Here is a 21,285-nt window from a genome sequence, read left to right on the forward strand (position 1 = left end):
GCCTACAGTGAAGCCGTCTACCCCCTTTTCACGGAGAAGAACCATGGCGTTGCAGATCGGTTTTCTGTTGTTTCCCCAGGTGCAGCAACTCGACCTGACCGGCCCGTACGACGTACTGGCCTCGTTGCCGGACGTGCAGGTGCACCTGATCTGGAAGGATCTGGTGCCGGTCACCGCCAGCACCGGGCTGGTGCTGAAACCGACCACCACCTTCGAGGATTGCCCGGCTCTGGATGTGATCTGCGTGCCTGGCGGCGCCGGGGTCGGGCCGTTGATGGAGGATGAGCAGACGCTGGCGTTCATCAAATCGCAAGCGGCGCAGGCGCGTTACGTGACATCGGTGTGCACCGGTTCGCTGGTGCTCGGCGCGGCGGGTCTGTTGCAGGGCAAACGGGCGACCACGCACTGGGCTTATCACGATCTGCTGCCGACACTGGGCGCGATCCCGGTGAAGGATCGGGTGGTGCGCGACGGCAATCTGTTTACCGGGGGCGGTATCACGGCGGGGATCGATTTTGCTCTGACCCTGGCGCAGGAACTGGTGGGAGTCGATACGGCACAACTGGTGCAGTTGCAGCTGGAATATGCGCCGGCGCCGCCATTTGATTCGGGCAGCCCGGGCACGGCGCCGAGTGCTGTTGTCGATGAAGCGCGCAAGCGTGCGGCGCCTTCGCTGAAGTTGCGTACTGAAATCACCGAGCGCGCTGCGGCGAAACTCAACCTGCGCTGACATTTCAGCCACACCCGAGAACTTGTGGGAGCTGGCTTGCCAGCGATAGCGGTGAGTCAGTCAATGAAGATGTCGACTGTGCAGACGCCATCGCTGGCAAGCCAGCTCCCACAGGTCTCTCACAGGTCTCAGTGTCAGCCACAGGTTTGCGTGTTGTCCCGGTTTCTCGCCACACCTTCACTTGTCCCCTCGCCCCCACCCGTGTAGAAAGCCTGTCCACAAATCGTGCACAAGGACTTTCCATGACAGCTCTGCCATGGCTCTATCTCGGGCTTCTCAGCCTTGGTTACGGATTGGCGCTGAGTTTCGGCCAGCTCGGCTGGCTGGCGCTGATCTCCCTTGCACTGCTGGTTTTCGCCGGTTATGCCGTGCGCCAGCAAACCGTGCCGGTCGGGCGTTATCTCGGCCATGGCCTGTTTATCGTGCTGGCTCTGGCGCTGGCCCTGCACTGGCTGCCGGGTTTCTACAACGGCCGGGCCATCGAGCCGCAGCGCTTCACCGACAACGCCGTGCCGTTCTCGATGTACCTGAATCTCGACAAACCGCTGATTGGCTTCTGGCTGCTGCTGGTCTGCCCGTGGATCGTCGCGCGACGTTCGTTGCGCCTGACCGTCTACGCCACTGCGCTGGCACTGACGTTGAGTGTGATTCTGGCGCTGGGCGGCGCGGTATTGCTGGGCATGATCACCTGGGCGCCGAAATGGCCGGATCAGGCGTGGCTGTGGGGGCTGAACAATCTGCTGCTGGTGACGCTGGTCGAAGAAGCACTGTTTCGCGGCTATATCCAGGGCGGCCTCAGTCGGCGTTTCCAACATCTACCCTACGGCGAAAACCTCGCGCTGCTGCTGGCGTCCCTGCTGTTCGGCCTGGTGCATGTGGGCGCCGGCTGGCAATGGGTGTTGCTGGCGAGCCTGGCGGGTGTCGGCTATGGTCTGGCCTACCGATTTGGCGGGCTCGGTGCGGCGATCGCCACGCATTTTGGCCTGAACCTGCTGCATTTCGGCCTGTTCACCTATCCGATGCTCGCGGGTTGAAGCAAGGGCCGTTTTGCGACGCCGTACTTATAAATGAAAAAAAATTTCAATAAATGGCCGACCCCGCCGACAACCTTTCAAAGCCTTGCGGATTGAAAAACCATGCGTAACAACCAGCCCATTACACAACGCGAACGGACTTTCCCGGCTCAGCAACGGTTGATTTCCACAACCGACGCCAAGGGCGTGATCACCTACTGCAACGACGCATTCGTCGAAATCAGCGGGTTTTCGCGTGAGGAACTGATCCGTGCGCCGCACAACCTGGTTCGTCACCCTGACGTGCCGGCGGCGGTGTTTTCGCACATGTGGGGCACACTGAAACAAGGCTTGCCATGGATGGGCATTGTCAAGAATCGCTGCAAGACCGGTGATCATTACTGGGTGAATGCCTATGTAACGCCGGTGTTCGATGGCAATCAGGTGGTCGGTTACGAGTCGGTGCGGGTCAAACCCACCGCCGAACAGATCCGCCGTGCCGAAGCGCTCTACCAACGCATCAACCAGGGCAAGTCGGCGATTCCTTCGAGCGACAAGTGGCTGCCGATTGTGCAGGACTGGCTGCCGTTCATTCTGGTCAGCCAGTTGAGCTTCATGATCGGCGCCACCCTGAACTCGCAGTGGGGCTTCGCCCTCGCCGCCGGCCTGTCGGTGCCGCTGGGCCTGCTGGGCCTGCAATGGCAACAACGCGGGCTCAAGCGCCTGCTGCGTCTGGCCGAGCAGACCACCTCCGACCCGTTGATCGCGCAGATGTACACCGACAGCCGTGGCGCCCAGGCGCGTCTGGAAATGTCGATCCTCAGCCAGGAAGCGCGCCTGAAAACCTGCCTGACTCGTCTGCAGGACACCGCCGAGCACCTGACCGATCAGGCCAAACAGTCCGACGCCCTGGCGCACAACAGCTCCAGCGGTCTGGAACGTCAGCGCGTGGAAACCGAGCAGGTCGCCACCGCCGTCAACCAGATGGCCGCCACCACCCAGGAAGTGGCGAGCCACGTCCAGCGCACCGCCGACGCCACCCAGGAAGCCAATCGCCTGACCGGCCGCGGCCGCGACATCGCCGGCGAAACCCGCGAAGCCATCCAGCGCCTGTCGGTCGTGGTCGGTGAAACCGGCCTGACCGTCACCCAACTGGCCAAGGACAGCGACGAAATCGGCGGCGTGGTCGACGTGATCAAAGGCATCGCCGACCAGACCAACCTGCTCGCGCTCAACGCTGCGATTGAAGCAGCACGTGCCGGCGAAATGGGCCGTGGTTTTGCGGTGGTAGCTGACGAAGTCCGCCAACTGGCGCAACGCACCAGCGAATCCACCGGCCAGATCCACGCCCTGATCGCCAAGTTGCAGCAGACTGCATCCAGCGCCGTACAAACCATGGAAGCCGGCCATCGCCAGGCAGAAGAAGGTGTAGCGCGGGTTCTGGAAGCGGACCAGGCCCTGGTCGGCATCAGCGAAGCAGTGGCCAACATCACCGACATGACCACCCAGATCGCCGCCGCGACCGAGGAGCAAAGTGCAGTGGCTGAAGAAATCAGCCGCAACATTAGCAACATCTCGGAACTGGCGGACCAGACCTCGGAACAGGCGCATAACTCGGCGTTGTTGAGTGAAGAGCTGACCAAGACGGCCAATACGCAGTATTCGTTGGTGGAGCGGTTTAACCGCTGATTGGAATGGCAATACAAAAAACCCGGATAGCGAGAGCTTCCGGGTTTTTTATTGTGGCTAAACGTGTGACTACACATAGGGGCGCTATGCCCTACAAGAACACCAGAATCCGCTGACTGGTGCACCTGTGGGGTCGGCTCTATCGTTTGCCGGTAGAAATCCAATCCCTTAAGCTGGTCAGTATGAATACATCTCCTTTGGAGGCTCCGATGGCCACCACCAGAAAGATCGACAAGCCAGTCAAAAAAGTCATTCGCGATGAACTGACTTTTCTTGATGTCCGGCAAGCCGCGCGTGATGGGCAGAAAGCGTTCGATAAATATGTGATCACTGGCAAGCTACCCATAACAAAGTAGCCATAGATGCCAGCAGTCAAAATCTCTGCGCTTTTCGAACAAATCAACAACTGGAAAAACTTCGCCGCTCATTTTTATAACTACAAAGTGTGCGGTGAAATGCCCTCTATTTTTGGGCGAGACGAACGACTCGACCTCAGCGATATGCATCACATCCACCTGGCCAGCACCCAAGCGACCCAGTCACGGTGGGCAAAAATAGACCGCCAGTATTATCGAACTGCGTTGGTTGATGATCCTGACAACGACTTCTGGCTTATCTACGCCTACGACGCTTTCCGGGATGAATATCTTTTGCTGACAATCACAGGCCCGGATGCCCATAACCGGAGTGAGTGGGGTTCATTTCTGCGAACGGTGCATAGCGAGATTGTTGAGCCGTGGATCGTGGGAAAAGTCATCTATTCCGACCTTGAGGACTTTTGATCAGTTGGCTGGCCAATTCTTGGAACTCGCCTGTAGCAAGGCAATAAAAAACCCGGATAGCTAGAGCTTCCGGGTTTTTTATTGCCTTGCTACTTACTCCTTCGGCACAAGGTTATCCAGCGCCTGATTCACCGCCAACTCGCCCAACATCACCACTTGCGCAATGCCCAACAGGGTCTTGCGATTCGGCCCTTCCAGCAGGCCGGCAAAGTCACCGAGCATGACCGTGGCTGACGCGAGGGACTCGCAGGCATTGGCCAGCAAGGACTCGGTGTCGGTTTGCGGGTTGACCATGAACATGTCGTTTGGGGTGTAGGGCGTGGCCATGATTTGGGCTGCGGGGGTCAGGTAATAGTCGAGGGCGCGTTCGGCCGCGTCGTGGAGTTTTCTTGAATCGGGAAATTCGTACGGGGACACCGGATCTTCTAACGGTGGAATGACGGTCTTGGACATCGGCTGGAACTCCGGAAAAGAGTCGCTTGAGGATTTTTATAGACGGCTGCCTGGCAGTGAGGGGACAAGCCCCTCACCGAGGCCGCAACTACCGCGAGACGTGATGGTTATCCAGCACACGATTGACCAGCAGCTCACTCAGCATGATGACCTGCTGCAGAATCTGCATCGCCTTGCGCTGCGACGGATCGACGGTTTCGCCAATATCCCGGGCCATGTCACTGGCTGACGACAGCGTTTCGCACGCTTCGACCAGCAGCGTTTCGTCATCCATTGTGGGATTGACCAAATAGATCTTGCCGGGCTTGCGCGATGGCTTGGATGTCTTCTGCGCCCCAGGATCGAGGTAATGATTGATCGCCCGCTCGGTTGCCGATTTTATGTTTTCGGCTTCCAGTGCGGCGTCGTAGGGGATTGAATCGGTTTCTGGTGGGTTTGGTGTGGCTTTGAACATAGATAGAACTCCAATTCGAAAAAATAGGAGCCATCACCCTCGCTACCAAACGGCGGGTGGCGGCCATGCGCGGGTTGGTAGACCGGTCGAATTGGGAAACCCGGCGCTCACGAATGAGCCCCACGCATGCCCACCATACAAAGCTGCACCTCAGAAAAGAGACAGCATTGAAGGTGTCGCAATAACCACAACTCGAATCGGGCTACCAAACCCAGCCACTTTTCAGTGACAGGGAAACGATATAGCCCTCTCCAAGCCGCGTAAGCCGGCGGATTCTGGCGTACGCGTAGGCAACGACGCAAGGTGTTGTAGCCCTTATGGCGTAACGGTTCGTGTACTTTAAACGTCGGCACGCGATCGTGTTTATTCGCTGGAAATGCCGGGCTGTGGGAGCTTTGAGTTTTGGTGGCGTGCCAGTGAAACCTTCCCCTCACCCTAGCCCTCTCCCCGAGGGAGAGGGGACTGACCGAGGTGTTTGGACGAGGTACGCCGACGTGAAATACCGAGGTGAACTCTGGCCTTAAAAAGCAAACATCCCGCTTCTAACCACTCAACACGATGAGCGTTAGCTCGAGTAAAGCTTTTGATCTTCGGGCCCCTTCGGCAGGCTGAGTGGAGGGATTAGTGCGGGGGTGGGAGCGCAGCGACCGTTTGGCGAAGCCAAACACATCGAGAGGAGGTGCAGCGAAGCAAACCGTAGGCGATGCCCCCCGGACGAATCCCGGAACGAAGGAACCCCGAACCTCAGCGAGGGGCCGAACGCCGGGGCCTAGACCTTTTGGTTACTTTTGGGGCGTTTGCCAAAAGTGACCCGCCGTAAGGGCGGAACCCTAAGCAGCCATAACCGCAGCAACGGATATACACCCCCAACCAAACCTCAACGAAGAAACCCGGCAACCTTCTCCGCAGCCGAAGCCAAATGCTGCTCATGCGTAAACCCGGACACCTTGAGCGGCTTCAAATCATGATCCCCCGCCGCCAGCCAAAACACTTCAATTTCCGGCGATAACGAATAACCTTCGACCGCTTCGCGATTCCCCAGCGCATCTCGCTCCCCCTGAACAATCAACGTCCGAGTCTTCAACCCAGCGAGATGTTCGACCCGTGGTTTCTCCGGTTTCCCAACCGCATAAAACGGATAGCCCAGACAAACCAACGCATCAACGCCAAGCTCATCGGCAAGCAAACTAGCCATCCGCCCCCCCATGGACTTCCCGCCAATCGCGAGCGGCCCAGCGACATGAAGTCGCACCAAGCCATAAACCTCACGCCAGCACTCCTGCAATTTTCCAGCAGGATTGGGCGGCCGCTTAACCCCATCAACCCGCCGCTGCGCCATATAAGGAAACTCAAACCGCAACACATTCACCCCAAGCCCGGCAAGGCGCCCAGCCATATCCGTCATCCACTCACTGTCCATCGGCGCCCCCGCCCCATGCGCGAGAATGAGCGTCGCCGAAGCCTCCCCAACAGCCGCATCCCAAAGCCACCCGTGATCCCGCAGGCACTGCGCCCATTGATCCCCGTCAATACTGGCCTTGTGCTGTTTGTCCATGCTTGCCTCGCTTTTAGTCTGCCTATAACTCCAGGCGAAGGACGCGCTGTCGGCGCTCACTTCGGCTGAACCGTGGATGGGGAACCATGAACACTTCTATCAGTACCGCCTACAACTACAAGGTGGTCCGCCAATTCGCCATTATGACGGTGGTGTGGGGCATCGTCGGCATGGGGCTCGGGGTTTTTCTCGCGGCTCAATTGGTCTGGCCCGAACTCAACTTCAACCTGCCGTGGACCAGCTTCGGACGCCTGCGCCCGCTGCACACCAACGCGGTGATCTTCGCGTTCGGCGGCTGTGCCTTGTTCGCCAGTTCGTTCTACTCGGTGCAGCGCACCTGCCAGACCCAGCTGTTTGCGCCGAAAGTCGCCGCGTTCTGCTTCTGGGGCTGGCAACTGGTGATCCTGCTGGCAGCCATCAGCCTGCCACTGGGTTACACCAGCTCCAAGGAATATGCCGAGCTGGAATGGCCGATCGACATCCTGATCACCATCGTCTGGGTCGCCTACGCCATCGTGTTCTTCGGCACGATCATGCAGCGCAAGACCAAGCACATTTATGTGGGCAACTGGTTCTTCGGCGCGTTCATCATCACCGTGGCGATCCTGCACATCGTCAACAACCTTGAGTTGCCGGTGAGCTTCACCAAGTCCTACTCGGTGTATGCCGGTGCGACTGACGCGATGGTGCAATGGTGGTACGGCCACAACGCCGTAGGCTTTTTCCTCACCGCCGGTTTCCTCGGGATGATGTACTACTTCGTGCCGAAACAGGCCGAACGTCCGGTGTATTCGTATCGCCTGTCGATCGTGCACTTCTGGGCGCTGATCACCTTGTACATCTGGGCCGGCCCGCACCACTTGCACTACACCGCGCTGCCGGACTGGGCGCAGTCGCTGGGCATGGTGATGTCGCTGGTACTGCTGGCCCCGAGCTGGGGCGGCATGATCAACGGCATGATGACCCTTTCGGGCGCCTGGCATAAGTTGCGCAGCGATCCGATCCTGCGCTTCCTCGTGGTGTCGCTGGCGTTCTACGGCATGTCGACCTTCGAAGGTCCGATGATGGCGATCAAAACCGTCAACGCCCTCTCCCACTACACCGACTGGACCATCGGCCACGTACACGCCGGCGCACTCGGCTGGGTGGCGATGATTTCCATCGGCGCGCTGTATCACATGATCCCGAAAGTCTTCGGCAAAGAGCAGATGCACAGCATCGGCCTGATCAATGCGCACTTCTGGCTCGCGACCATCGGCACCGTGCTCTACATCGCCTCGATGTGGGTCAACGGCATCGCCCAGGGCCTGATGTGGCGTGCAGTGAACGAGGACGGCACGCTGACCTACTCCTTCGTCGAAACCCTGGTGGCCAGCCACCCTGGCTTCGTCGTGCGGCTGATTGGCGGGGCGATCTTCCTCAGCGGCATGTTCCTGATGGCTTACAACACCTGGCGCACCGTGCGGGCCTCGCAGCCTGCTGACGTCGTTGCTGCCGCGCAGATGGCCTGAGGAGTCCGCCATGAAACACGAAACGATTGAAAAGAACGTCGGCCTGCTGATGCTGCTGATGGTGTTCGCCGTGAGCATCGGCGGCCTGACCCAGATCGTCCCGCTGTTCTTCCAGGACGTGACCAACAAACCGGTGGAAGGCATGAAGCCCTACACCGCGCTGCAACTGGAAGGCCGCGACATCTACATCCGCGAAGGCTGCGTCGGTTGCCACTCGCAGATGATCCGTCCGTTCCGCGCCGAAACCGAACGCTACGGGCACTACTCGGTGGCCGGCGAGAGCGTGTGGGATCACCCGTTCCTGTGGGGCTCGAAACGTACCGGTCCGGACCTGGCCCGGGTCGGCGCGCGCTACTCGGATGACTGGCACCGCGCGCACTTGTACAACCCGCGCAACGTTGTACCGGAATCAAAAATGCCGGCCTACCCATGGCTGGTCACCCAACCGGTCGACAGCAGCCACACCGAAACCAAGCTCAAGACCATGCGCACCCTCGGCGTGCCCTACACCGACGACGACATCAGCGGCGCGGTGGCCAGCCTCAAGGGCAAGACCGAAATGGACGCCCTCGTCTCCTACCTGCAAGTGCTTGGCACTGCGATCAAGAGCAAGAGGTGAGCCATGGTCATTGAAATGAGCGCGGGGCTGATTCGCGGCCTCGGCACGGTCGTGGTGTTCGTGGCCTTCGTCGGCCTGACCCTCTGGGTGTTCAACCGCAAGCGCACGCCGGAATTCGCCGAAGCGCGCCTGCTGCCGTTTGCCGACGAGCCGCAACCCGACACTACCCAAGCTAATGAGACAAGGAGTACCCGGCCATGACCACCTTCTGGAGTACGTGGATCTGCGTACTGACCATCGGCAGCCTGATCGGCCTGACCTGGCTGCTGGTCGGCACCCGCCGGGGCGAAACCAAGGGCAGCGTCGACCAGACCATGGGCCACAGCTTCGACGGCATCGAGGAGTACGACAACCCGCTGCCGCAGTGGTGGTTCATGCTGTTCGCCGGCACGCTGGTGTTTTCCGTGGGTTATCTGATCCTTTATCCGGGCCTGGGCAACTGGAAAGGCATCCTGCCCGGCTACGAGGACGGCTGGACCGGCGTCCACGAGTGGGAAAAGGAAATGAGCAAGGCCGACGCCAAATTCGGGCCGATCTTCGCCAAGTTCGCCGCGATGCCGGTGGAAGAAGTGGCGAAGGATCCGCAGGCGCTGAAAATGGGTGGCCGTCTGTTCGCCTCCAATTGCTCGGTGTGCCACGGCTCGGACGCCAAGGGCGCGTTCGGTTTCCCTAACCTCGCCGACAAGGACTGGCGTTGGGGCGGTAGCGCCGACACCATCAAGACCACCATCATGGGTGGCCGGATGGCGGCGATGCCGGCGTGGGGTGAAGTGCTGGGCGAGACTGGCGTGAAAAACGTCGCCGCCTATGTGCGTCATGAACTGGCGGGGCTGCCACTGCCGGCGGACAACAAGGCTGATCTCCAAGCGGGTCAGCAGGCGTTCAGCACAACCTGCACTGCCTGTCACGGGGCAAACGGCCAAGGCACCGAAGCCATGGGCGCGCCGAACCTGACGCACCCGGCCGGTTTCATATACGGCACCAGCCTGACCCAGCTCGAGCAGACCATTCGCCATGGCCGTCAAGGCCACATGCCCGCTCAGAACGAGCTGCTCGGTAACGATAAAGTGCAATTGCTGGCCGCTTATGTGTACAGCCTGAGCAATGGATTGAATACAGAAAAACTGATTACTGAGGACAATAAAAAGTAATCATTGCGCACAAGACTGCCGCACGTTTCCAGTGCGGCAGTTTCCAGCCCCTTTGCGACGCATTGTCGCACCCCTTCACCCCCTCTCCTTTCGGTTACCCGGATTCGGGTCTACGCTTGCTCGATGCGGACTGGCCCGTGCCGGTTCCAGGTCGACCCCGAGCGAGGCGTTGAACGAATCGGCTGACTGACATGGCCGCAAAGGCCGGTAGATACCGGCTGTCGTGCCAATTACCGTCCGTCACCCGAACCGAGCGTTCGAACACACCCCGTTACATCCGACCGGGACCCCTCGCTTTTTTCGTCCGCTGCGACATTTTGCCCGAGGGCAATTTTGTCCTTACGCGGCGCATGGAAAGGCCGCAGAATCAGCGTTGGAAAGCATTGACCCAGGTCATGGCGCGTTGCATTGACCCCCTGCTTTCTACATACTTGCGGCCGATTTTAATCCTAATAAAACACCCAAACCGTGGAACCTTAGAATGAGCACAGCAATCAGTCCGACTGCTTATAACTATAAGGTAGTCCGCCAGTTCGCCATCATGACGGTGGTCTGGGGGATCCTTGGCATGGGGCTTGGTGTCTTCATCGCCTCGCAACTGGTCTGGCCGGAGTTGAATTTCGGTCTGCCGTGGACGAGCTTTGGACGCCTGCGCCCGTTGCACACAAACCTGGTGATTTTCGCCTTCGGTGGTTGTGCACTGTTTGCCACTTCCTACTATGTCGTGCAGCGAACCTGCCAGACGCGACTGATTTCCGACAGCCTCGCGGCCTTCACCTTCTGGGGATGGCAAGCGGTGATCGTCGGCGCGATCATTACCTTGCCGCTGGGTTACACCACCACCAAGGAATACGCGGAACTGGAATGGCCCCTCGCCATTCTGCTGGCCATTGTCTGGGTCACCTACGGTCTGGTGTTCTTCGGCACCATCACCAAGCGCAAGACCAAGCACATCTATGTCGGTAACTGGTTCTACGGTGCGTTCATCGTGGTGACCGCGATGCTGCACATCGTCAACCACATGTCGTTGCCGGTCAGCCTGTTCAAGTCCTACTCGGCCTACTCGGGCGCCACCGACGCGATGATCCAGTGGTGGTACGGCCACAACGCCGTGGGCTTCTTCCTGACCACCGGCTTCCTGGGGATGATGTACTACTTCGTGCCGAAACAGGCCGAACGTCCGATCTACTCCTATCGTCTGTCGATCGTGCACTTCTGGGCGCTGATCACCCTGTACATCTGGGCCGGCCCGCACCACCTGCACTACACCGCACTGCCGGACTGGGCGCAGTCGCTGGGCATGGCGATGTCGATCATTCTGCTGGCGCCAAGTTGGGGCGGCATGATCAACGGCATGATGACGCTGTCGGGCGCCTGGCATAAGCTGCGCACCGACCCGATCCTGCGCTTCCTCGTGGTATCGCTGGCGTTCTACGGCATGTCGACCTTCGAAGGTCCGATGATGGCGATCAAGACCGTCAACTCGCTCTCGCACTACACCGACTGGACCATCGGCCACGTACACGCCGGCGCGCTCGGCTGGGTAGCGATGATCTCGATCGGCGCGATCTACCACATGATCCCGAAACTGTTCGGCCGTGCGCAGATGCACAGCACCGGCCTGATCAACGCGCACTTCTGGCTCGCGACCATCGGTACCGTGCTGTACATCGCTTCGATGTGGGTCAACGGCATCACTCAGGGCCTGATGTGGCGTGCAATCAACGACGACGGCACCCTCACCTACTCGTTCGTCGAAGCGCTGCAGGCCAGCCACCCTGGCTTCATCGTCCGAGCTCTGGGCGGTGCGTTCTTCGCCAGCGGCATGCTGTTGATGGCTTATAACGTATGGCGCACCGTTCGCGCCTCGAACCCGGCTGAAGCCGAAGCCGCCGCCAAGATCGCCGTAGTTGGAGCTCACTGATGAAGCATGAAGCTGTCGAGAAGAATATTGGTCTGCTGGCCTTCTTCATGGTCATCGCCGTCAGCGTCGGTGGCCTGACCCAAATCGTTCCGCTGTTTTTCCAGGACGTCACCAACAAGCCGGTCGAAGGCATGAAGCCGCGCACCGCCCTTGAACTGGAAGGCCGCGACGTTTACATCGCCAACGGCTGTGTCGGCTGCCACTCGCAGATGATCCGTCCGTTCCGTGCCGAAACCGAACGTTATGGCCACTACTCGGTCGCCGGTGAAAGCGTCTGGGATCACCCGTTCCTGTGGGGTTCCAAACGTACCGGCCCAGACCTGGCCCGTGTCGGCGGTCGTTACTCCGATGACTGGCAGCGTGCGCACTTGTACAACCCGCGCAACGTCGTGCCCGAGTCGAAAATGCCGGCCTACCCGTTCCTCGTAGAAAACAAGCTCGATGGCAAAGACACGGCCAAGAAAATGGAAGTGTTGCGCACGCTCGGCGTCCCTTACACCGACGAAGACATTGCCGGTGCAAGAGATGCCGTGAAGGGCAAAACCGAAATGGACGCGCTGGTGGCCTATCTGCAAGGCCTGGGCACCATCATCAAAAGCAAACGGTGATTCTGATGGATATCGGGATGATTCGAGGCCTGGGCACCGTTGTCGTGATGGTTGCCTTCATCGGCCTGGCGTTGTGGGTGTTCAGCCCCAAGCGCAAGTCGGAGTTTGAAGACGCGACCTTGCTGCCCTTCGCGGATGATCCCGAAGCCATCAAGCACGTCGAGCAAGCTTCTAGGAGTAACAAAGAATGACTACATTCTGGAGTCTGTACGTCACAGTCCTCAGTCTCGGTACGATCTTTTCCCTGACCTGGCTGTTGCTGTCGACCCGCAAGGGCCAGCGCACCGAGCAGACCGACGAGACGGTCGGCCACTCCTTCGACGGGATCGAGGAGTACGACAACCCGCTGCCGAAATGGTGGTTCATGCTGTTCGTGGGCACCATCGTCTTCGCTCTGGGTTATCTGGTGCTGTACCCGGGCCTGGGCAACTGGAAAGGCCTGCTGCCGGGTTACAACTACCTCGATACCGAGAAGCAGACCGCGTTCGCCAACGGCCAGACCGGCTGGACCGGCGTTCACGAGTGGGAAAAGGAAATGGCGCGTTCGGACGCCAAGTTCGGTCCGATCTTCGCCAAGTTCGCCGCCATGCCGATCGAAGAAGTGGCCAAGGATCCGCAAGCCCTGAAGATGGGTGGCCGTCTGTTCGCCTCCAACTGCTCGGTCTGCCACGGTTCCGACGCCAAGGGCGCTTATGGTTTCCCGAACCTGACCGACGCCGACTGGCGCTGGGGCGGCGAGCCGGAAACCATCAAGACCACCATCATGGGCGGTCGTCACGCGGTGATGCCGGCCTGGGCTGAAGTGATCGGCGAGCAAGGCGTGGCCGACGTGGCCGCGTTCGTGCTGACCAATCTGGATGGCCGCAAGCTGCCGGAAGGCACCAAGGCAGATCCGGCCAACGGCCAGAAACTGTTCGCCGCCAACTGCGTGGCGTGCCACGGCCCGGCGGGTAAAGGTACGCCAGCGATGGGTGCACCTGACCTGACCCACCCGGCCGCGTTCATCTACGGTTCGAGCTTCGCGCAACTGCAGCAGACCATCCGTTACGGCCGTCAGGGCCAGATGCCTGCCCAGGAACAACTGCAAGGCAACGACAAGGTTCACCTGCTGGCGGCTTATGTTTACAGCCTGTCCCACGGTGAAAAACCAGCGGAAGCCGAGGCCCAGTAAGGCCAACGCTTGAAGCAAAAAACGGCCCCGCCCATGATAATTGGCGGGGCCGTTTTGTTTCACCTCAGTGCTGATTCAAAGAATGTTGCCTCCACCGAGACTGTCCAGGCCTGAGGGCTTGCGCTGCTTGCCAGCGTCATCAGGCCGGTTGCTGTTCGGGCCACCCGGCTGCTTCGTGCCCTCTCCATCTTCAGCCGACTCAATCGTTCCCAAAGCCGCTTGCAGGTACGCGACGGCCAGGGAAGCCCCCGGAATGGCGCTATTGAGAATGACGTCCAATGCATCGATTTCTTTCTGAGTAATGCCGAGTGCCTTGATCTTGCTTTTGTTCATACGTTTCATCCTTGAAAAGTGTCAGCTGTCCCGGGCAACGCCAATAAAAGCGATGCCCAGGCAATTATTTACGGGCGACTGGCCCAGATGGATTTCACCGGAACCGTGTGCACGAATCGCGGCTTTTGCCATTCATTGTTCTCGACCAGGTTGACGTGCATTTGCTTGCCATCCTCGGTGAAGCTCGCCGTCAGGTAGGTCTGTTGGGAAGTCCCGCCGCTGAGAAAAACCGGGACTTTACCCCACCATTTTCTGGAGCCTCCCCGCGTGTGGTAGTGGCCGGCAAAAATGGCCGTGACCTCATACTTTTCGATCATGTCCTGAAAACGCTGCCACTGCTGCGCATCGCCCTCCCAGTCATCGGGCTTGTGCATATTGATGATGATTGCGTAACCCTGAGCCCGCGCAACCCTCAAGTCTTTCTCAAGCCAATCCAGGGACTGGCTGATTTTCATGTCGTGTAACGGATGTTTGAGTTGAACTTCGTAAGTAGGCTCATTGTTCAACTGAACAAGGTGCACCTGACCGATATTCTTCGAGTAGGCAAGACTGCCATCATACTGTTTGCCAAATCCGCCACCCGTCACACGCACATCAAAATCATCGACCTTGCCAGCATGATATTCATGGTATTCGACGATGCTGTTTACGGCGCAGCGATTACCCAGACAATCATCGACGTTATTCTGATAGTCATGATTCCCCAATCCATATAAATAATCACTGCCAAAGTATTTTTTCAGCGCGGACTTCATGTATGAAATCTGATAAGGATGACCGAAAGCCGTGATATCGCCGTTGATCATCAATGGCACTTCAGCCTGACCACCCATTTTGCTGCGAAACTCCACAATGCTCGCAAACTGGCTATCCACGAGCCATTTGGCGCGCTTTTCAAAATCCTCATCCGACTCTGCCTGGCCACTATCCGTTCTGTCCGTCCATGGGTACTGAGGGTCCGATGCGAAAACCATATGCCGCGGCATCATTTCACTGGACAGCGCGAACGGTGCAAACAATACACACAGACACGCCACCAGCCTTGTTACTTCCTTGATAAACATACAACTCAATCCTTGCTCATATAAATAATAGATAAACTCAGCTGCGAACAGCCGCAGACGCAAACTATTCGAGAACGATGTTTATTTCAAATGCCCGACAAGCAGCAATTGATTTTATATATTTCAAGCCCGAGCAAAACACTTCATGCAACAACTAATACCCACAACACACAACTCAACTTAACTATTCAATCGATTCTATAAAAAGTTAAACCTTCCAGCGCTTTTCAGCTTGAGACCTGCAATAACTCCGCCGGATGCCCCTGAAGCAAACGGCATCCTGAGCCAGGGCTGCCCCCCAGGCGTGTTGGACGATTCGGCTCGCCACCCGGAAAAAACCGTCCATACTCAACAAGTCAATTGATCTGCATCACGCTTTGTTACATTCGCTACACCATCCATGATTTTTCCCCAACGCGACCAAAGGTCGCACCCGTTCGTCGGTATGACAGGCGTATCATTGGGCCACTGCAACACCCCTTTTTGACCCCGGCCGGCACGTATCGACCGAGGCATTTTTCCACTGCCGTGGGATGCAATGATGAGCAACCAGATTCCGGTACACGACGTCACGCCCCCCAACAAGAACGCGAACAACAGCGTCGACCTTTACGCCTCTCGAGAAAAAATCTACACCCGTGCTTTCACCGGCCTGTTCCGCAATCTGCGGATGATGGGCGGCGCTGCCTTGTTCCTGCTGTATTTCGGTACGGTCTGGCTGAATTGGGGCGGCCATCAGGCCGTGTGGTGGAACCTGCCGGAACGCAAGTTCTTCATTTTCGGCGCCACGTTCTGGCCGCAGGACTTCATTCTGCTCTCGGGCCTGTTGATCATTGCGGCGTTCGGCCTGTTCTTCATCACCGTGTATGCCGGCCGGGTCTGGTGCGGGTACACCTGTCCGCAAAGCGTGTGGACGTGGATTTTCATGTGGTGCGAAAAGGTCACCGAAGGCGACCGCAACCAGCGCATCAAGCTCGACAAGGCGCCGATGAGCGCCAACAAGTTCCTGCGCAAATTCGCCAAGCACGCGCTGTGGCTGCTGATCGGTTTCGTCACCGGCATGACCTTCGTCGGCTACTTCTCGCCGATCCGCGAACTGGTCTTCGAATTCTTCACCGGGCAAGCCGATGGCTGGTCGTATTTCTGGGTCGGTTTCTTCACCCTCGCCACCTATGGCAACGCCGGCTGGCTGCGCGAGCAGGTGTGCATCTACATGTGTCCGTATGCGCGCTTCCAGAGCGTGATGTTCGACAAGGACACCCTGATCGTTTCCTACGACCCGCGTCGCGGTGAAAGCCGTGGTCCGCGCAAGAAAGGCGTCGACTACAAGGCCCAAGGCCTGGGCGACTGCATCGACTGCACAATGTGCGTTCAGGTCTGCCCGACCGGCATCGACATCCGCGACGGCCTGCAGATCGAGTGCATCGGTTGCGCCGCGTGCATCGACGCCTGCGACAGCATCATGGACAAGATGGATTACCCGCGCGGGCTGATCAGCTACACCACCGAGCACAACTTGTCCGGGCAGAAAACCCATAAACTGCGGCCGCGCCTGATCGGTTATGCCGTGGTGCTGCTGGCGATGATCAGCCTGTTAGTGACAGCCTTCTTCATGCGTTCGCTAGTGGGTTTCGACGTCAGCAAGGACCGCGTGCTGTACCGTGAAAACGCTGAAGGCCGGATCGAAAACGTCTATAGCCTGAAGATCATGAACAAGGATCAGCGCGACCACACCTACGTGCTGGAAGCCGCCGGATTGCCGGATCTGCGCCTGCAAGGCAAGCGCGAGATCAAGGTGCCTGCCGGAGAAATCTTCAGCATGCCGGTCGAGCTGTCGAGCGCGCCTGAACAATTGCCATCGAGCACCAACGAGGTGAAATTCATCCTCAAGGATGCCGATGACGACAGCGTCCACGTAGAAGCCAAGAGCCGGTTCATCGGCCCACAAAATCGTTGAGAGAACTGAACATGCCCGCAGCAAACGCCGCAAGTCCCTGGTACAAGCACCTTTGGCCATGGATCATCATCGGGATTCTGGCCTGTTCGGTGACCCTGACGCTGTCCATGGTGACCATCGCGGTGAACAACCCGGACAACCTGGTCAACGACAACTACTACGAGGCCGGCAAAGGCATCAACCGTTCGCTGGATCGCGAACTGCTGGCCCAGACCCTGAAGATGCGCGCTGCCGTGCATCTGGATGATGTGACCGGCGAAGTCGACCTGCGCCTGAGCGGCGACAGCCAGCCGAAAACCCTGGAACTGAACCTGATCTCGCCGACCCAGCCGGAGAAGGATCGCAAGATCGTCCTGGCGCGCAGCGAGACTGAAACGGGTCGTTACATCGGCCAGTTGAGCGACAAGATCGAAGGCCGGCGTTTTGTGGAGTTGCTGGGTACTCAGGACGATCACGTGTGGCGGATGTTCGAAGAAGAGCTGGTCAGCCATGACAAGGATTTGTTGCTGGGTGATGAGCCGCTGCAGGGTGCAGAAGACCTGAAGAATTAAGCAGCCTGCAAGTGCCCCCTCACCCTGGCCCTCTCCCCCTGGAGAGGGAACTGTTCTCGGACGCTTGCACGCGCCATGTATGCCAGTCGATGTCGCTGACTGAACCCATTAATCCGGCCACCACCGATCGGCCCCCTCTCCCTCCGGGAGAGGGCTGGGGTGAGGGCAAGCGGACCACTCGATTCCAAGGGTTTATTCCCTCGACAATGCCATGACCACTCCACTCCCCTGCTACCACTGCGCCCTGCCCGTCCCGGCCGGCAGCCGCTTCACCGCCGTCGTGCTCGGGGAGTCCCGCGAGTTCTGCTGCCCCGGCTGCCAGGCCGTGGCCGAAGCCATCGTCGCCGGCGGCCTGGAAAGTTATTACCAGCATCGCAGCGAAGCTTCGGCCAACCCCGAAGCGCTGCCGGTGCAACTGGTCGATGAACTTGAGCTGTACGACCGCGCCGACGTGCAGCAACCGTTCGTGCGCCACGAAGGTGAACTGGCCGAAACCACGTTGCTGATGGAAGGCATCAGTTGCGCCGCCTGCGGCTGGCTGATCGAGAAACACCTGCGCACCCTGCCCGCTGTGGCCGAGGCGCGGCTGAACCTGTCCAACCATCGCCTGCATGTGCGCTGGGCAGACACTCAGTTGCCGCTGAGCCAGATCCTCGGCGAACTGCGCCACATCGGCTACGCCGCACACCCGTATCAGGCCGACCGCGCCAGCGAACAACTGGCCAGCGAAAACCGCCTTGCCCTGCGCCAACTCGGGGTCGCCGGGCTGCTGTGGTTTCAGGCGATGATGGCGACCATGGCGACCTGGCCGGAATTCAACATCGACCTCAGCCCGGAACTGCACACGATCCTGCGCTGGGTCGCGCTGTTCCTCACCACGCCGATCGTGTTCTACAGCTGCGCGCCGTTTTTCAAAGGGGCCATGCGCGACCTGCGCACCCGTCACCTGACCATGGACGTCTCGGTATCACTGGCGATCGGCGCGGCTTATGTCGCCGGGATCTGGACTTCGATCACCGGGGTCGGCGAGCTGTACTTCGACGCGGTAGGCATGTTCGCCCTGTTCCTGCTCGCCGGGCGCTACCTCGAACGTCGCGCCCGCGAGCGCACCGCCGCTGCCACCGCACAACTGGTCAATCTGTTGCCCGCCTCGTGCCTGCGCCTCGACGACGCCGGCCAGAGCGAACGCATCCTGCTCAGCGAACTGCGCCTCGGTGATCGCGTGCTGGTGCAACCGGGTTCTGTGCTGCCGGCGGACGGCAAGATTCTCGACGGTCAATCGAGCATCGACGAATCGGTGCTGACCGGCGAATACCTGCCGCAGCCGCGTACCAAGGGCGATGCCGTCACCGCCGGCACGCTGAACGTGGAAGGCGCGCTGACCGTCGAGGTGCAGGCGCTCGGCCAGGACACGCGACTCTCGGCCATTGTTCGCCTGCTGGATCGCGCCCAGGCGGAAAAACCACGGCTGGCGGAAATCGCCGACCGCGCCGCGCAATGGTTCCTGTTGTTGTCGTTGATCGCAGCCGCCGCCATCGGCCTGCTGTGGTGGGAGCTGGATTCGTCGCGAGCGTTCTGGATCGTCCTCGCGATGCTGGTTGCAACCTGCCCGTGCGCGCTGTCGCTGGCGACGCCGACCGCCCTCACCGCCGCCACCGGCACCCTGCACAAACTCGGCCTGCTGCTGACCCGCGGCCATGTGCTGGAAGGCCTGAACCAGATCGACACGGTGATCTTCGACAAGACCGGCACCCTCACCGAAGGCCGATTGGTGCTGCGTTCGATCCGCCCGCTTGGCGCCCTCGACAGCGATCAATGCCTGAGCCTCGCCGCCGCCCTGGAAAACCGTTCCGAACACCCGATCGCCCGCGCCTTCGGTCGCGCACCGCTGGCTGCCGAAGATGTCCACAGCACGCCGGGCCTGGGGCTTGAAGGATTGGTCGGCGAACAACGTTTGCGCATCGGTCAGGCGGATTTTGTCTGCGATCTCAGCGCCGCGCCTGTGCCGTCGATGCCGAAGGAGCCGGGGCAATGGCTGCTGCTCGGTGACCTCCAGGGACCGCTGGCCTGGTTCGCCCTCGACGACCGTCTGCGCGACGACGCTCCGGCCCTGCTCGCCGCCTGCAAGGCGCGCGGCTGGCGCACACTGCTGCTGTCGGGCGACAGTTCGCCGATGGTCGCCAGCGTCGCTGCCGAACTGGGTATCGACGAGGCCCGGGGCGGTCTGCGTCCGGACGACAAGCTGCAAGTGCTGCAACAACTGCACAGGGACGGCCGCAAGGTGTTGATGCTCGGCGATGGGGTCAACGACGTGCCGGTGCTGGCCGCTGCGGACATCAGCGTGGCCATGGGCTCGGCTACCGATCTGGCAAAAACCAGCGCCGATGCTGTGTTGCTGTCCAACCGCCTCGACGCCTTGGTACAAGCCTTCACGCTGGCCCGCCGCACCCGTCGGGTGATCATCGAGAACCTGTTGTGGGCCGCGCTGTACAATGGCCTCATGTTGCCGTTCGCCGCCCTCGGCTGGATCACTCCGGTGTGGGCCGCCGTCGGCATGTCGATCAGTTCGCTGACCGTGGTGCTCAACGCCCTGCGCCTGACTCGCCTGCCGAGTGCGCCGGCCGTCAGCGCCACGTCAGAAACCCGCCCGCTGCCGGCCTGAGCCGCGCGGGCATGGAGTACAGATGCCAGCTCTTTACGTGATGATTCCGGCCGCGCTGCTGATCGTGGCCATCGCCGTCTACATCTTCTTCTGGGCGGTGGACAGCGGCCAGTACGACGACCTCGACGGTCCGGCCCACAGTATCCTGTTCGACGATCAGGACCCGAACCACACCGCCGCAGTGGACGAAGCCAACCCGGCCAAACCGGACGACAAGGCGCCACCCCATGCTTGAACTGGCGCCACTGCTGGTGTCTGCGTTGATTCTCGGCCTGCTCGGCGGCGGGCATTGCCTGGGCATGTGCGGCGGCCTGATGGGCGCGCTGACCCTGGCGATTCCCAAGGAACAACGCAGCCGACGCTTTCGATTGCTGCTGGCTTATAACCTCGGGCGAATTCTCAGCTATGCCACGGCCGGGTTGCTGATCGGGCTGGCAGGATGGGCGGTGGCCAACAGTCCAGCCGCGCTGTTCATGCGCGTGATCGCGGGTTTGCTGCTGATCGCCATGGGCCTGTACCTGGCAGGCTGGTGGAGCGGCCTGACACGCATTGAAAGCCTGGGCCGTGGTCTGTGGCGCTACATTCAACCCGTCGCCAATCGGCTGTTGCCGGTGTCGAGCCTGCCCCGCGCCTTGCTGCTCGGCGCGCTGTGGGGCTGGCTACCGTGCGGGCTGGTTTACAGCACGTTGCTGTGGTCGGCCAGTCAGGGTAATGCGCTGGACAGCGCGTTGCTGATGCTCGCCTTCGGGCTCGGCACCTGGCCGGTTTTACTCGCGACAGGCCTGGCTGCCGAACGAGTGACGGCACTGTTGCGCAAACGCAGTGTGCGCATGGCCGGCGGCCTGTTGGTGATCCTGTTCGGCATCTGGACTCTGCCGGGGCCGCACCAGCACTGGCTGATGGGCCACTGATCGGCGGCGCTGCCTTCGCGAGCGAGCTCGCTCCCACAGGATAGTTGTGGCCTGCACAAAACCTGTGGGAGCGAGCTTGCTCGCGAAGAGGCCCGCACTGGCAACACCGATATCCCCGTTGATGCAAATCAAGATGCCTTTTCGCGC

General features: G+C 60.0%; 23 protein-coding genes. 18 read left to right on the forward strand and 5 right to left on the reverse strand.

Annotated elements, in window-relative coordinates; genetic code table 11:
- Window positions 1-43: 43 nt before the first annotated feature.
- The 5 genes from inhA (at window position 44) to C1X29_RS14095 (ending at window position 4,214) form a co-directional block, all read left to right on the forward strand.
- Complete coding sequence (inhA, locus tag C1X29_RS14080) at window positions 44-730, forward strand: isonitrile hydratase (protein ID WP_102717699.1); 687 nt, start codon at window positions 44-46, stop codon at window positions 728-730.
- Between the two features lie 242 nt (window positions 731-972).
- Complete coding sequence (locus tag C1X29_RS14085; protein WP_102717700.1) at window positions 973-1,764, forward strand: CPBP family intramembrane glutamic endopeptidase; 792 nt, start codon at window positions 973-975, stop codon at window positions 1,762-1,764.
- A 102-nt stretch (window positions 1,765-1,866) separates the two neighbouring features.
- Window positions 1,867-3,432 carry a PAS domain-containing methyl-accepting chemotaxis protein gene (locus C1X29_RS14090; protein WP_064594745.1) on the forward strand — a complete coding sequence of 522 codons (1,566 nt, stop codon included), beginning with the start codon at window positions 1,867-1,869 and terminating at the stop codon, window positions 3,430-3,432.
- Between the two features lie 209 nt (window positions 3,433-3,641).
- Entirely contained in the window at window positions 3,642-3,788 is a 147-nt protein-coding gene (locus C1X29_RS29430; RefSeq protein WP_165369536.1) for a hypothetical protein, read from the forward strand.
- 6 nt (window positions 3,789-3,794) lie between these two features.
- The gene (locus tag C1X29_RS14095; protein ID WP_102717701.1) at window positions 3,795-4,214 is read left to right on the forward strand and encodes a type II toxin-antitoxin system YafO family toxin; all 420 of its coding nucleotides are present in this window, start codon (window positions 3,795-3,797) and stop codon (window positions 4,212-4,214) included.
- A gap of 93 nt (window positions 4,215-4,307) precedes the next feature.
- Here the strand turns inward: C1X29_RS14095 and C1X29_RS14100 are convergent, their stop codons facing one another.
- From C1X29_RS14100 to C1X29_RS14110, 3 genes are all read right to left on the reverse strand, one after another.
- Window positions 4,308-4,667 carry a DUF6124 family protein gene (locus C1X29_RS14100; RefSeq protein WP_011333296.1) on the reverse strand — a complete coding sequence of 120 codons (360 nt, stop codon included), beginning with the start codon at window positions 4,665-4,667 and terminating at the stop codon, window positions 4,308-4,310.
- A gap of 88 nt (window positions 4,668-4,755) precedes the next feature.
- On the reverse strand, window positions 4,756-5,121 hold the full coding sequence (locus tag C1X29_RS14105; protein ID WP_102717702.1) for a DUF6124 family protein: 366 nt from the start codon (window positions 5,119-5,121) through the stop codon (window positions 4,756-4,758).
- Window positions 5,122-5,998: 877 nt separating this feature from the next.
- The gene (locus C1X29_RS14110; RefSeq protein ID WP_102717703.1) at window positions 5,999-6,676 is read right to left on the reverse strand and encodes an alpha/beta family hydrolase; all 678 of its coding nucleotides are present in this window, start codon (window positions 6,674-6,676) and stop codon (window positions 5,999-6,001) included.
- Between the two features lie 86 nt (window positions 6,677-6,762).
- Between C1X29_RS14110 and ccoN (C1X29_RS14115) the strand changes: the two genes are divergently transcribed.
- From ccoN (C1X29_RS14115) to ccoP (C1X29_RS14150), 8 genes are all read left to right on the forward strand, one after another.
- Window positions 6,763-8,187 carry a cytochrome-c oxidase, cbb3-type subunit I gene (gene ccoN / locus C1X29_RS14115; RefSeq protein WP_102717704.1) on the forward strand — a complete coding sequence of 475 codons (1,425 nt, stop codon included), beginning with the start codon at window positions 6,763-6,765 and terminating at the stop codon, window positions 8,185-8,187.
- Window positions 8,188-8,197: 10 nt separating this feature from the next.
- Window positions 8,198-8,806, forward strand: a complete 609-nt coding sequence (gene ccoO / locus C1X29_RS14120) for a cytochrome-c oxidase, cbb3-type subunit II (RefSeq protein ID WP_039770055.1) — start codon at window positions 8,198-8,200, stop codon at window positions 8,804-8,806.
- Window positions 8,807-8,809: 3 nt separating this feature from the next.
- Window positions 8,810-9,007, forward strand: coding sequence for a cbb3-type cytochrome c oxidase subunit 3 (locus C1X29_RS14125; RefSeq protein ID WP_102717705.1), 198 nt, complete (start codon window positions 8,810-8,812; stop codon window positions 9,005-9,007).
- Window positions 9,004-9,957, forward strand: a complete 954-nt coding sequence (ccoP, locus tag C1X29_RS14130; protein ID WP_102717706.1) for a cytochrome-c oxidase, cbb3-type subunit III — start codon at window positions 9,004-9,006, stop codon at window positions 9,955-9,957. The genes C1X29_RS14125 and ccoP (C1X29_RS14130) overlap by 4 nt, the downstream gene beginning before the upstream one ends.
- 481 nt (window positions 9,958-10,438) lie before the next feature.
- On the forward strand, window positions 10,439-11,881 hold the full coding sequence (gene ccoN, locus C1X29_RS14135) for a cytochrome-c oxidase, cbb3-type subunit I (protein WP_007960352.1): 1,443 nt from the start codon (window positions 10,439-10,441) through the stop codon (window positions 11,879-11,881).
- Window positions 11,881-12,489 (forward strand): cytochrome-c oxidase, cbb3-type subunit II, encoded by a 609-nt coding sequence (ccoO, locus tag C1X29_RS14140; protein WP_011333287.1) that lies wholly within the window; start codon window positions 11,881-11,883, stop codon window positions 12,487-12,489. The genes ccoN (C1X29_RS14135) and ccoO (C1X29_RS14140) overlap by 1 nt, the downstream gene beginning before the upstream one ends.
- A gap of 5 nt (window positions 12,490-12,494) precedes the next feature.
- Window positions 12,495-12,680, forward strand: a complete 186-nt coding sequence (locus C1X29_RS14145; RefSeq protein ID WP_003175465.1) for a CcoQ/FixQ family Cbb3-type cytochrome c oxidase assembly chaperone — start codon at window positions 12,495-12,497, stop codon at window positions 12,678-12,680.
- Window positions 12,677-13,660, forward strand: coding sequence for a cytochrome-c oxidase, cbb3-type subunit III (ccoP, locus tag C1X29_RS14150; RefSeq protein ID WP_102717707.1), 984 nt, complete (start codon window positions 12,677-12,679; stop codon window positions 13,658-13,660). Before C1X29_RS14145 ends, ccoP (C1X29_RS14150) begins: the two co-directional genes overlap by 4 nt.
- Before the next feature lie 75 nt (window positions 13,661-13,735).
- On the opposite strand, the gene C1X29_RS14155 is transcribed toward ccoP (C1X29_RS14150), so the two are convergent.
- Window positions 13,736-13,993, reverse strand: a complete 258-nt coding sequence (locus C1X29_RS14155) for a hypothetical protein (protein ID WP_085747881.1) — start codon at window positions 13,991-13,993, stop codon at window positions 13,736-13,738.
- A gap of 68 nt (window positions 13,994-14,061) precedes the next feature.
- Entirely contained in the window at window positions 14,062-15,057 is a 996-nt protein-coding gene (locus tag C1X29_RS14160; protein ID WP_102717708.1) for a metallophosphoesterase, read from the reverse strand.
- A gap of 541 nt (window positions 15,058-15,598) precedes the next feature.
- On the opposite strand from C1X29_RS14160, the gene ccoG reads away from it, so the two are divergent.
- The 5 genes from ccoG to C1X29_RS14185 all read left to right on the forward strand — a co-directional run bounded on the left by ccoG (window position 15,599) and on the right by C1X29_RS14185 (window position 21,138).
- Window positions 15,599-17,014 (forward strand): cytochrome c oxidase accessory protein CcoG, encoded by a 1,416-nt coding sequence (ccoG, locus tag C1X29_RS14165; protein WP_085747882.1) that lies wholly within the window; start codon window positions 15,599-15,601, stop codon window positions 17,012-17,014.
- A gap of 11 nt (window positions 17,015-17,025) precedes the next feature.
- On the forward strand, window positions 17,026-17,565 hold the full coding sequence (locus C1X29_RS14170) for a FixH family protein (RefSeq protein ID WP_102717709.1): 540 nt from the start codon (window positions 17,026-17,028) through the stop codon (window positions 17,563-17,565).
- A gap of 211 nt (window positions 17,566-17,776) precedes the next feature.
- Window positions 17,777-20,227 carry a heavy metal translocating P-type ATPase gene (locus C1X29_RS14175; protein WP_102717710.1) on the forward strand — a complete coding sequence of 817 codons (2,451 nt, stop codon included), beginning with the start codon at window positions 17,777-17,779 and terminating at the stop codon, window positions 20,225-20,227.
- A gap of 22 nt (window positions 20,228-20,249) precedes the next feature.
- A complete protein-coding gene (gene ccoS / locus C1X29_RS14180) occupies window positions 20,250-20,462 on the forward strand; it encodes a cbb3-type cytochrome oxidase assembly protein CcoS (RefSeq protein WP_007951659.1) in 213 nt (70 codons plus the stop codon).
- On the forward strand, window positions 20,455-21,138 hold the full coding sequence (locus C1X29_RS14185; protein ID WP_064378773.1) for a sulfite exporter TauE/SafE family protein: 684 nt from the start codon (window positions 20,455-20,457) through the stop codon (window positions 21,136-21,138). Before ccoS ends, C1X29_RS14185 begins: the two co-directional genes overlap by 8 nt.
- Window positions 21,139-21,285: the final 147 nt, after the last annotated feature.

It is taken from the genome of Pseudomonas sp. GW456-12-10-14-LB2, from assembly GCF_002884345.1.
GTDB lineage: Bacteria > Pseudomonadota > Gammaproteobacteria > Pseudomonadales > Pseudomonadaceae > Aquipseudomonas > Aquipseudomonas paraglycinae.